Origin of the sequence: Flavisolibacter tropicus, from assembly GCF_001644645.1 — a bacterium.
Taxonomy (GTDB): domain Bacteria; phylum Bacteroidota; class Bacteroidia; order Chitinophagales; family Chitinophagaceae; genus Flavisolibacter; species Flavisolibacter tropicus.
Window position 1 is genome coordinate 1,333,102 of the sequence record NZ_CP011390.1, and the last position, 13,015, is coordinate 1,346,116.

The 13,015-nt window shown below is 39.7% G+C and carries 9 protein-coding genes; 5 read left to right on the top strand and 4 right to left on the bottom strand.

Going from position 1 to position 13,015, the window contains the following annotated elements; all coding sequences use genetic code 11:
• Positions 1-1,059, bottom strand: a complete 1,059-nt coding sequence (locus tag SY85_RS05480) for a Wzz/FepE/Etk N-terminal domain-containing protein (RefSeq protein ID WP_066402231.1) — start codon at positions 1,057-1,059, stop codon at positions 1-3.
• Between the two features lie 267 nt (positions 1,060-1,326).
• The gene (locus tag SY85_RS05485; RefSeq protein WP_066402233.1) at positions 1,327-3,867 is read right to left on the bottom strand and encodes an SLBB domain-containing protein; all 2,541 of its coding nucleotides are present in this window, start codon (positions 3,865-3,867) and stop codon (positions 1,327-1,329) included.
• Positions 3,868-4,602: 735 nt separating this feature from the next.
• On the opposite strand from SY85_RS05485, the gene gmd reads away from it, so the two are divergent.
• The 5 genes from gmd to SY85_RS05510 all read left to right on the top strand — a co-directional run bounded on the left by gmd (position 4,603) and on the right by SY85_RS05510 (position 9,295).
• Positions 4,603-5,715, top strand: a complete 1,113-nt coding sequence (gmd, locus tag SY85_RS05490; protein ID WP_066402235.1) for a GDP-mannose 4,6-dehydratase — start codon at positions 4,603-4,605, stop codon at positions 5,713-5,715.
• A 78-nt stretch (positions 5,716-5,793) separates the two neighbouring features.
• Positions 5,794-6,741 (top strand): GDP-L-fucose synthase, encoded by a 948-nt coding sequence (gene fcl, locus SY85_RS05495; protein ID WP_066402237.1) that lies wholly within the window; start codon positions 5,794-5,796, stop codon positions 6,739-6,741.
• A gap of 100 nt (positions 6,742-6,841) precedes the next feature.
• Positions 6,842-7,297: a hypothetical protein gene (locus SY85_RS05500; protein ID WP_066402240.1), complete on the top strand. Its 456-nt coding sequence runs from the start codon at positions 6,842-6,844 to the stop codon at positions 7,295-7,297.
• 4 nt (positions 7,298-7,301) lie between these two features.
• Entirely contained in the window at positions 7,302-8,138 is an 837-nt protein-coding gene (locus SY85_RS05505) for a UbiA prenyltransferase family protein (protein WP_066402241.1), read from the top strand.
• Positions 8,139-8,173: 35 nt separating this feature from the next.
• Positions 8,174-9,295 (top strand): M42 family metallopeptidase, encoded by a 1,122-nt coding sequence (locus SY85_RS05510; RefSeq protein WP_066402244.1) that lies wholly within the window; start codon positions 8,174-8,176, stop codon positions 9,293-9,295.
• Positions 9,296-9,342: 47 nt separating this feature from the next.
• On the opposite strand, the gene porQ is transcribed toward SY85_RS05510, so the two are convergent.
• On the bottom strand, positions 9,343-10,350 hold the full coding sequence (gene porQ / locus SY85_RS05515; RefSeq protein ID WP_066402246.1) for a type IX secretion system protein PorQ: 1,008 nt from the start codon (positions 10,348-10,350) through the stop codon (positions 9,343-9,345).
• Positions 10,351-10,362: 12 nt separating this feature from the next.
• Complete coding sequence (gene lon / locus SY85_RS05520; RefSeq protein ID WP_226999017.1) at positions 10,363-12,759, bottom strand: endopeptidase La; 2,397 nt, start codon at positions 12,757-12,759, stop codon at positions 10,363-10,365.
• Positions 12,760-13,015: the final 256 nt, after the last annotated feature.

Below are 13,015 nucleotides of genomic sequence, written 5' to 3' on the forward strand. Positions count from 1 at the left end.
TCATCTGTTATATCTGTTTTCTTGTACTCTAAGGAAGTAAAGAAAAATACCAGAAATATAAATTGCGCTAAGTCCCACTAAAAAAGTAGCTACCCAAAATAGCCGCCCTTTTTTCTTATCTACTAACAAATACCCAGGTCTATCCAAAATTTGTATAACAGGCATCTGTTGCGATAACACCAGTTTGCTAGCTTCTAAGTTCTTGGTAACCTCTGTATACAACGTAGCCAGAACAGTCTTATCCCTGGTAGCAATCTCACTTGGCACTACCCCTGTCCGTATTCCCGGATTTATATCCAGCGGCAGACTGGCCGCTGCTGTAAACGATTTCCTATTTAATAACATTAACAATGAATCCGAGCGGCGTTGCAATTGTTGGATATTGGCCTCCGCAGTACCTGTTTTAATATCAAAATATAACTTAGAAGCTTCTTCAACCAAACGTTCTGTCATAAGTCTAGCAAACAGACTGTTTTCAGCAGTGACCTGCACCTTAATAATTGACCCTTGCTTACTAGTACGATCTGTAGCTATATTATTTTTAGTTATTGCTTCATATATGATATTCAACACACTGTCTTGAAGTGGGCTCATTTGCTTCTCAGCACCTACAAAACTGAATTTAGCCAATAAAGGTTCTTCTTGCCATGCCTTTTTAATCCCAGAAAAATCTAAATATAAATCGCTCAAGGTCTGTCCACCGTATGTAGTATCTTCAATCTTGGTTAACAAAACTCTTTGAATAACATTCTTTGACTTCAAGATATTTAGTATGTTATCTCCAGAAAACATACTTCCACCACCACCTAAACCGCCCAAATTAACGCCGAATTGGGAAGCTAATCCAGCCAAACCTCCGCCACCAGAAGATTTTTCTTCCAGAATGAATGTAGTTACAGCTTCATACTTTGGCTTTTGCTTATAATAAAAAACAACGCCTAATCCAGCACCTGCCAACATAACAATTGCCAATAGCCACCATCTTTTAAAAAGATATTGAGAAAAAGATTTTAGTATTTTCAAAATATCAACCAAAGAATATTCCTTATTTACTTCCATGATCGAACTAATTTATTAATCAAGTTTCAATAGTAAAGTTGAATTGTTACCATCGAAAATATTTCGTTAACAGGCAAAGCTTCGCCTCCTGAGTCCCATGTCAAGATTTTTAAGGACTCACTTAATACCAAAATTTCTGGCACCTTCAATTAGTCCGGACTATTCATTGATTCGAATAGTCCGGACCATTCATTGTAAACCACTTTCGAAATGATAAAGAAACGTAATGCCAGCCAGAATGCGATGGTTCATCTAATTGCATTAAAACTATCTGGCCATCAGCGAAATAGCAGTAATCAAAGCAGTGACTCCCGAAATCAAAATACCTGCCTTTCCAGCATCAAACGAATTCTTTTTAGCTACCTGCGGCACAAATATGCTTGATCCAGGTTCCATCTGCGGGTAAATCCGAAATATACCCAGTGCCTTTTTAATTTTTGCAGATCTACCATTTGCATAAATCACAAAGGCCTTATTTCTTTTTCCTAACTGCGTTACTCCTCCAGCATCAGACAAATAATTCTTCATGCTCTTTCCTCTCTCGTACATAATATCAACAGGCTTAAATACTTCACCACTCACACTAACAGTATTGTTGATACGCGGAATAATCAGTTCATCACCTTCTTCTAATGTAATATCGTCTTTGCTACCAGGGTGTCTTAAGATATAATTCAGATCAATAGCTACTTCAGTAGTTTTCTTCGAAGCCAATTCCAGTTTCAACAAGGTAGAATCCTTACCCAAAGCCTTTACATTGTAATCCATCCATTGAGAGCTATACTGGATTGCACCATCTTTCGCAGACAGCTTTGTATCATTTAACTTATCCTCAGCTAAAGGATTTGCTTCCTTATTAAGAGCCTTGAACAAGCGACGGATTTCAGCCGAATCTATAGCCTCAGTCTTCTTCCTTATCAACTTAGCCCCATTAACATTCGCTGTATAAAGCAATCCGCCAGAACGTTGAATTAATGAACTTAAACGCTCTTCTCTGCTTTGCAGGGTATATACTGCAGGCATTAGCACTTCGCCAGATACTTTAACACTGATCTGCTTTTTGTAATAAGGATCTTCTTTGATTGTAACGATATCAAACGGCTTCAACTCAACATCTGTTGAACTGTTGGCGAGCTCCTTATTGTCATCAATTTTGATGATTTCAACAATACTGCTACCAGACCTGCTAACATCTACGTCACGTTTACGGCGAGAAATTTCAATACCCAATCCTGTTGCATGATCTGTATATCCTTCAGCCTTTAGTATTAAAGATTTAAGAGAAAGACCATCTTCATAACGAAATACGCCGGGCTTACGCACAGCACCATTTATAGTGACTGTCGTTGTATCCTTCAAATCAAAAATAGAAGCAACATGTATACTGTCTTCTTTACGTAGTACTAAGCCATCTACATGACCAGCAATTATAGGTTTTAATTCTACAGCAATATATTCTTTACTTAGATCTTCACGTGTACGCACCACTAAAGCACGGCCAGTAAATACATCCTCTTTAAGGCCATGGGCTTTATTGATCAACTGCTTTAAGGTCATTCCACTTTCCAAAGCATATTGGCCTGGCTTAAACACCGCACCATCAATAAGCACACGATTTTGATAACGATTGATAACGGAATCAATGAAAAACTCATCTCCGTTTTTAGGCTTGAAATAGGCCAATGAATCGCCTGAAATATCTACAACCGTTCTGTCATAATCTAAATAACGCTTACCGGTAACCCTTCCTTTGAAGGCTTTACTTTTGAAACCACCTGCAAACTCCACAGCATCTTCCAGCGTTTCATTATTGTGCATTTCAAAAATTCCCGGACGATTCAGTTCTCCATCCAGAGTAATCATCGTCTTGGCATACGGAACACGAATAACATCATTATCTTCTAATCGAACATTGCTACTTTGATTACCTTTTAATAAAAAGTTATACAAGTCAGCCACCTCTACAACCTTATTATTTCGTATCAATTCAATATTTCTGAATGAACCGTTTTCGGCAGGCCCACCACTTACATATAACGCATTAAATAAGCTAGCTAAAGAAGGTAAGGTATAGGTCCCAGGGCGATTAACCGCTCCAATCAATATAACTCGAATACTGCGAATATTACCTAGGGATAATTCCAGTTTTGTTTGCCCACTACTCAAACCTGGATAGTATTTTATTAATCGACTTCTTAAAAGTGCAGAAGCGGCCTCCATAGATAGCCCATTGACTTTAACTACACCTGCATACTTTACATTTACAGTGCCATCAGGCGACACTTTTAAAGTCTGCTGAGATATGTTTAAGCCATAAACGTTTAGGATCAATTCATCTTCAGGGCCAATAACATAGCTCTTAGGCGTAGCCATTTTCATATCGGGTTCAAATGTCAGATTTGAGTTAGAAAATAACTCAGACCCAAAAATCTTTGAACGCCTTCTCAGGCTTTCAAATGATTCCGCATCTAACAGTAGATTTCTATTGTAAGTACGTTTCCCATTTTCTTGTGAAATCCCAGTTGGCATATCAGCCGGTGAATCCCCACTTGCACCAGTTTGGCTAAGTTGCTTCATGCGCAGTTTCAATTCGGCCATTTCACTTTGGGGTAAACCACGGCGCAGCATTTCTGCCTCAAGCTGATCCAATGTAATCCCCTTAGCTTTTGCTTGGGCCAAGTATTGTTGTAATTGAGCATCAGGTATTTGAGAAGCCTTTATGGCACTAAGATCAGAAGGAATTTGCGCGAAAGCAAAAACACTAACAAAACAAAGCAGAAGTACAAATAGGCCCCTAAAGCAGTTCATATGTTATTGGATTTGAACATTCATTATTAGGAAATACAACTACATATTTCTCATAATCAGAAATGTAACCACCGTATCGCTTTGAAAATTAGCTCTACAGCAGGGCGCAAAGGTATAGTTTATGACTAAAAAAACGAGAAATAGATGAGGTTTCCGCTTAAGAAAGTCTTAAATTTTTATTGAGGAAAATCAATTACAACTGAATTCTACCCCATAATAGGTATTGATAAAATTGTACTTGCTATTCTATTGATATCTAAGGAATTGTAAAATGTCTATATTACCATTATATAACCTCACTTAGTTTAATCGTATAATATATCCCTTCCGTTTCCAGAAATACCTCGTTTAATACAAATACTTGCCTTAATGAATATTTATACTGCTTATAAGCAATTAAAACTAGTTTCAGGGATAACTCAAGGATAATCTGAGTATAACCCGAGGATAAAAAGATGATAACCTGAGTCTATATAGATACAGGTTATCAACCGGTTACCTACTCCTTATAAAGAAATTAATTAGAAAAAATATTAGGTATTTAACTTAAGAAAGCATTTAGATGAACCCTAGTAAGTACTTTAAAATGTTACTAGTTTGCTTAAGTCGGCATCTTTAATTAATAGCACGATTCCTATTATTGTTCTTTATAAGTAACCATATTTCAATAGAAACATTATTGTATTTTCGCTGCTGAATTATCAAACTAACTTCATATTAACTAATTCATTTTCAATGTCGAATGTTGCATTACTAACGGGCGTGACGGGTCAGGACGGCGCTTATTTAGCCGAGCTTTTACTGAACAAAGGATACATGGTCCATGGCATCAAACGGCGGGCCTCGCTGTTTAACACCGACCGGATTGATCACCTCTACCAGGATCCCCACGAACGCCACGTGCGCTTTAAACTGCACTACGGGGATTTGACGGATAGCACTAACCTGATCCGCATCATCCAGGAAGTGCAACCCGATGAGATCTATAACCTGGGCGCCATGAGCCACGTAAAGGTGAGTTTTGACACCCCCGAGTATACTGCCAATGCCGATGGCATCGGTACCCTTCGCATCCTGGAGGCCGTGCGTTTGCTGGGCTTAACCCAGAAAACCCGTATCTACCAGGCCTCCACCTCGGAGCTCTACGGGTTGGTACAGGAGATCCCCCAGAAAGAAACGACTCCTTTCTATCCAAGGTCTCCTTATGCGGTGGCCAAGATGTACGCCTACTGGATCACGGTGAACTACCGCGAGGCCTATCAGATGTATGCCTGTAACGGTATCCTCTTTAACCACGAAAGCCCGCTACGGGGCGAGACCTTTGTGACAAGAAAAATCACCCGCGCAGTTGCCCAGTTGGCCTTAGGCCTGCAGGATTGCCTGTACATGGGCAACATCGATGCCCAGCGGGACTGGGGACATGCTAAAGACTACGTGGAAGCCATGTACCTTATTTTACAACAAGACCAGCCGGAGGATTATGTCATTGCCACCGGTATTACCACCCCGGTGCGTGAGTTTATCCGTATGGCCTTTGAACAGGTGGGCGCGGAACTGGAGTTTAAAGGCTCGGGTGTCGACGAAGTCGGGGTGATTAAAAGCTGCACGTCCCAGTTTGCCTTCAAGACGGGCCAACAGGTCCTGAAGATTGACCCCAAGTACTTCCGCCCCACCGAAGTGGACCTGCTCATTGGTGATCCCACCAAGGCACAGACCCAACTGGGCTGGACGCCGAAGTACAGCCTACAGCAACTGGTCACCGAAATGGTGGAAGCCGATCTGCAAACCTTCCAGCGCGAGCAGCTGCTGATTAAAAACGGCTTCCAGGTAGCGCGCCAGTTTGAATAAGGTGAGCTAAGGCACAAGGAACAAGAAGGGAGCGCAGAGAAACCAAGCGGGAAAAGCAAAAAGAAAAGCGAAAGCAACATGAACAAAGACAGTAAAATCTATATAGCCGGTCACCGCGGGATGGTGGGCAGTGCCCTGGTCAGAGCGCTTGAAAAGAGAGGCTTTACCAACCAGCTGACCCGCACCTCTAAAGAGCTGGATTTGAGAAACCAAGCCGCGGTTACCGCTTTCTTTGAAAGGGAAAAACCCGAGTACGTCTTTTTGGCCGCCGCCAAGGTCGGCGGTATTGTAGCCAACAATACGTACCGCGCCGACTTTTTGTATGAAAACCTGCTGATCGAGAGTAACATCATCCACCAGGCTTACCAGGTGGGGGTGAAAAAGTTGTTGTTCCTGGGTTCCTCCTGTATCTACCCCAAGCTGGCCCCGCAACCCCTAAAAGAAGAATACCTTTTAACTGGATTATTAGAACCCACCAATGAACCCTATGCCATTGCCAAGATTGCCGGCATCAAACTCTGTGATGCCTACCGCGACCAATATGGCTGCAATTTTATTTCGGTGATGCCCACCAACCTCTATGGGCCCAACGATAACTATGACCTTAAGAACTCGCATGTCCTGCCGGCCCTGTTGCGGAAGTTCCATGAAGCCAAGGAAAAAGGGGATCAAGAAGTAATGGTCTGGGGATCAGGCACTCCGCTCCGGGAGTTTTTGCATGCCGATGACCTGGCCGACGCTTGTCTGTTTTTAATGGACAACTACAATGAAGCCGGGCTGGTAAACATCGGCGTGGGTGAAGACCTTTCCATCAAAGACCTGGCGTACCTGGTGAAGGATGTCGTGGGCTATGAAGGCCGCATCACTTTTGATACCACCAAACCCGATGGCACGCCTAGAAAGTTAATGGACGTCTCTAAGTTGAACGCGATGGGCTGGAAAGCTTCAATTGGCCTCAAAGAAGGTATACGAAAAGTCTATCAGGACGCGTTTATAGAAAAAGAAGAACTAAAAGCATCCAATTAAGATCTTTCTGTCTAGTGTTGCGTACTATTAAAATACTATTATAGAATAAGGGCTTTAGGTTTTTCGAAGGACAAACGGTAAATTTGGATAGGACTTAACTATGAAACAAATATTTATCCTCTGTATAGGTGCGTTAGTTTTTGCTGCTTGCAACAAAGACAAATTTCAAACCAAGCCTCATATAAAAATAGAATCGCAGAACTATGATTTTGTTCCCCGAAACCAAGATCTAAAAATCGTTTTATCATTCACAGATAAAGAAGGCGATGTTGATGACTCCTTGTATGTTGTAAGAACACGGCTTAACAAAAGAGGACCTTATACCGACATAAAGCCCCAAGGCTTTAAAATCCCTTCATTTCCTGATAATCCCAGTGGAGAAATGACCCTTACACTCACATATGGTTTTGGTCTTACAGCCGGCATCTCTACTATTAGTATACCTGGTTCTACCCAAAAAGAACCAGACACTATGGCTTTGAAAATAGTAGTTCTTGATAAAGCCAAAAACGTAAGTGATACCGCTACTGCCAATGTTATCGTAGAACGATTTTAGAGGTTTGCTTAAATCAATTAAAAAAGGTTTTGATTTTTTACTGTTTACCAGCTTGTATATAGCTGGCTGTACGGTAGTGATGACGTATCAAACCTTCTTACTTTTCGATTATCCGATCAATTTTACCCTATTATTCTTTGTATGGTTTAGTACGCTATGCAGTTACAACTTTCATTGGCTACTGACACCTGCCCCTGCCACCACTGCTATTAAAGCAAACTGGCACTATAAAAATCGGCGCTTACACATCACTTTGGCCGGAATGGGTCTGATTGGCGCCACCTACTATGGCCTTCATTTACTAAACTATTGGCCTTGGCTGTTATCCATTGCCTTTATTACCTTTCTATACTCAGCTCCGAAACTTCCTTTTTCTCCTTTCAACCAATTGCAAAAAATTGCTGTTGCAAAAACTGCATTCTTAACCTTAGTTTGGACTTACGTAACTGCCATTCTACCATTAGTTGTAAATACAAATAACTGGAGTACAGCTCAACACTTGTATATATTTAATCGCTTTTATTTAATTTATTCTATTTGCATTCTCTTTGATAATAGAGATAAAGAAACGGACCGACAACAAGGCATCAGAAGCTTGGTAACAAACATAACAGACAAGGGTATTTCTGTTATATTCTGGATTTCTATATCGGTTACACTGCTGAGTAACTTAGCCCTATTTTATTTCTTGCCATTCAATGTCGCAATAACGTTTTTCGTTCCACTATTGATCTTAGTACTGTTAAACATCCCTATTAATAAAACAGAATCAGATTATTACTATTATTTTCTTTTAGATGGCTTAATGATGCTATCAGGACTGCTATTATTCTTGATTTAGATTTAAGTAAATTTGATATTTAAAGAATAATGACTATGGCGAAAGGAACGAAAAAGATAGAAACGAAAAGCACTTCCATTTTAACGAGCAAGTCTTTAGATTTTTTAAGAAACTATATTAATAACCCCTCTCCTGTTGGATTTGAAACTGCTGGTCAAAAGCTTTGGCTAAATTACATCAGCCCGTTTGTTGATGAAATCATGACAGATCCGTACGGGACAGCGGTAGGTATCATTAATCCCAACCAACCGTTTAAAGTAGTTATTGAAGCACACGCTGATGAGATCAGCTGGTTTGTCAATTATATTACTAATGAAGGATTGATCTATTTAAAACGCAACGGTGGTGTAGATCATCAAATCGCACCTAGCCAGCGTGTTATTATTCATGGAAAAAAAGGGCCCGTAAAAGCTGTATTCGGCTGGCCGGCTATCCATACTCGTATTAATACTCCAGATAAGGAGCCTGCACCTAAAGTTGAAAATGTGTTTTTAGATTGCGGAGCCAGAAGTAAAAAGGATATAGAGGACCTTGGCATTCACGTAGGCTGTGTGGTTACTTATGTTGATGGCTTTGATGAATTAGCCAATGATTTCTTTATTGGAAGAGCCTTTGATAATCGTATCGGAGGCTTTATGATTGCAGAAGTTGCACGACTTTTAAAAGAAAATAAAACAAAGCTCCCCTATAGCTTATACGTAGTTAATGCCGTACAGGAAGAAATTGGTTTACGTGGCGCAGAAATGATTGCACGTCGTATAAAACCAAATGCTGCTATTATTACAGATGTAACGCACGATACAACCACTCCTATGATTAATAAGGTTATTGAGGGAGATACAACATGTGGCAAGGGCCCTTCACTTTCATTTGGGCCTGCAGTACACAACAAACTACTAAATCTAGTTCAGGATGTAGCTGCAAAGAATGGAATTCCGGTACAATTGAGAGCGGTTTCTCGAAGTACTGGAACAGATACTGACTCCTTTGCTTATGCAAACGATGGCTGCCCATCAGTGCTCATTTCTATTCCTCTACGTTATATGCATACAACAGTTGAAATGTTGCACCGTGCAGATATAGAGCAAACAATACAATTAATGTTTAAAACTTTACAAACACTAACACCTAAAACAAGTCTTAGTTATTTCGATTAAAATAAAAAGCCCCTGAATAATCAGGGGCTTTTTATTTATATGGACGATTATAAATCGCTGGATTGTATCAGTGAGTTCAACTTCAGATTGAGACCAAATTGGTTATATGCCCCTGCGCGTTGGAAATACGCACGCGCATATTGAACTTGTAATTTCTTAAATGAGGCTTTAAAACCTGTAGAAAAACCATTTAACCCATTCCCTCCTGTATTGATATTTAATTCAGTTCTCCGTAAGCGGTTATAACCGGCCATTACTTCAAGATTCTTTCCTATATACACGTGGGTTGCTAAAACAAAGTGGTTAAAGAACTTGTTGAACCCTGTTGTTGTCACCAATGAATCTTCATAGCCTACAAACCAGCGGTGCACTTGTTGTAAAGTAGCTGAAAAACCTAAAGGGGCTTTTTCTAACCGTTTCGTTATTCCTAGCTGTAAATCAAAAGGAAGCTCCTCCTTCTCTCCATAATAGGTAGACAGTTGCGTACCCATATTCTTAGCCAAAAAGGCTGCACTGAATAGCTTTGAAGAATCTGAATAATGAACTCCTACATCAAATGCAATTGCAGAAGACTGATAGATGCCATAGTCAGAATGAATAAACTTGCCAGTGACACCATAATGCCATTTCTCTAGATAACTTTTACCAACCGATAACTGAAAAACCATATCTCTTGGGCGTAAGCTACCCGTTACATTCCCTCCGTCGTCAGCTTGGGTTATATTACCGTAATCAATAAAGAATAAGCTACTTCCTATTGTTAGGTCACGCTTTTGATTATAAGCAGCCCCTGCTAATTGATAGGCCTTAATACCAGCAAAAAAAGCATTAAACGATGCACCCAGTTGACTATGCAAGTTACTTGTTAATTGAGAAGGGTTGTTGGTAGCTAAACCTACATCATTATTGTTATAAGAAATGTTTACACCACCTAAAGCAGACAGCGATGGTGAAGCAGGCAAGTTTAAAAAAGAATAAGCCGCTTTTCCTCCTAATGTCTGAGAATTAGAAGATAAAGCGGCTAATGTGAATAGGACTATAAGTAAAAAACGCAATTAGGGTATTGTTTAATCTTGTAAAGCTAAGTCCAATACTTGATTCATCGTCTTTACATAATGAAACTTTACTCCTTTAATATATTCAGGATTTATATCCTGCACATCTTTTTCATTTTGCCAGCATAAGATCAATTCTCTTAGTCCGGCACGTTTTGCTGCCAATACTTTTTCTTTGATTCCCCCTACTGGTAAAACAGCTCCTCTAAGTGTAATCTCTCCAGTCATTCCAACATAAGGGCGAACTTTCCTTCCTGTAAATGCAGATGCTAACGCCGTTAGCATTGTTACACCAGCACTGGGACCATCTTTTGGTGTCGCACCTTCTGGCACATGTATATGCGCCGTTTTCTTCTCAAATACCAGTGGGTCTATTCCTATTTTTTTTCCATTGGCTTGTAAATAAGACAATGCTGTTGCAGCACTTTCCTTCATCACGTTACCTAGGTTACCCGTTAGCTTAAGATCACTCTTTCCGTCACTTAAAGTCGTTTCAATAAATAAAATATCACCGCCCACATAAGTATATGCCAAACCTACAGCTACACCAGGCATATTTACGGTTTTATAGATCTCATTAGAATATCGGGTGCGCCCCAACATCTTTTCTATGTCGGCTGCAGTTAAACTAGTTTTGATTGTACCTTTTAAAGCTAATTGCTTTGCTTGGTAACGCATAATAGACGCTAACTGACGATCTAATTCCCGTACACCACTTTCTCGTGTATAGTCTTCAATGATCTTTTCTAATATCTTATCCGATATTTTAAACTTTGTCTTACCTAAGCCGTGAGCATCTTTTTGCTTAGGCACTAAATGTTGTTTTGCAATTTCTATTTTCTCTTCAACGGCATAACCATTCAATTCAATGATCTCCAAACGGTCACGAAGAGCCGGTTGCAAAGTTTGCAGGTTATTCGCAGTAGCAATAAATAATACTTTACTTAGGTCATATTCTAATTCAAGATAGTTATCATAAAAAGTATGATTCTGCTCCGGATCTAACACCTCCAATAAGGCGCTACTAGGGTCTCCTCTATGATCACTTCCAACTTTATCAATTTCATCAAGTATTACAACCGGATTTGAGGATTTTGTCTTTCGAATGGACTGTACAATCCGGCCTGGCATGGCACCTATATAGGTTTTCCGATGCCCACGAATTTCACTTTCATCATGAATACCCCCCAAGCTTAAACGCACATATTTTCTACCAATAGCATTGGCAATACTTCTTCCCAAAGAAGTTTTACCAATACCGGGAGGACCATAAAAGCATAAAATGGGACTTTTCATATCTCCTTTTAGCTTTAGGACTGCCAGGTATTCTAAAATCCTTTCTTTTATTTTATGCATTCCATAATGCTCTGCATCCAAAACCTGTTTCGCCTTTTTTAGGTCATATTTATCTTCCGTATATTCTTCCCAAGGCAAGTCCAGCATTAAATCCAAATGGTTATACACCACTGAATAGTCTGGCGTACTCGGATGCATTCGCTCAAGTTTCTCTATCCCCTTTTTAAACATCTCCTTTGCTGCATCAGGCCATTTTTTACTTTCTGCCTTTTTCTTCATCTCGGCTAGCTCACGATCATTAGCATCACCTCCTAACTCCTCTTTAATACTTTTTAGCTGCTGCTGCAAAAAATATTCCCGCTGCTGCTTATCTATTTCAGCCTTGGTTTTGTTGGTTACTTTATTTTTTAACTCAGCAAACTGTAATTCCTTTTGCAACAGTTGCATTAACAAGTCCGCACGCTCTCTAATATTATTTAACTGCAACAGACGTTGCTTTTCTACGATTGTCGTATTTAGATTGCTAGCTACAAAATGAATTAAAAAGGAAGGACTTTCTATGTTCTTTAAAATAACCGAAGCTTCAGATGGTAAATTGGGTGACAACTGTATAATTTCTGTTGCCAGGTCTTTAATATTGGAAACATAAGCAGCAAAATCAGGTTCAGTTGAGATCTCCTCGTCATCCAGCAAGTTAATCGTTGCTTTAAAATAGGGTTCTTCTGCGGTTATCTGCTCAATTTCAAATCGTGTTTTGCCCTGTATGATTACGGTAATACCGCCATCCGGCATTTTAATTTGCTTTACAATCTTTGCTACAGTTCCAATCGATTCTAAATCAGCAATGGTTGGATCTTCTACATTGCTATCTTTTTGTGCAATTACCCCAATGTATTTTCCACCTTTATAGGCATCATCTACTGCTTTTATACTTTTATCCCTACCAACAGTAATTGGCAGCACTACACCAGGAAATAATACTGTATTGCGTAGCGGTAATAATGATAATTCAGAAGGAACATCCTTTTTATTAAAACTGTCGGCTTCACTTTCATTAAGTGGAATAATGGGAAGGAAGTCCATTTCATCTTCAGGCTTCAATATAATCTTCAAAATCAAACATTTAATATGTGACAATAAGGCACGTAAGTACAGTCAAACGGCAAAGGTACGTGCGTTAGGTCTAGTGGTCAAGATTAATGCCACCCTGTTTTAATGTCCAAATTGTCAGTCAACGAAAAAACCCTTGCGTTAAAGCAAGGGTTTAAGCTATAAAACAATTTAAATACCTTCTAGAAAATGGTCAAACCTACAGAAAGCTGAATTGCTTGATTCTTCCATTTGTCCTGATTATCAATATCGCTGATAT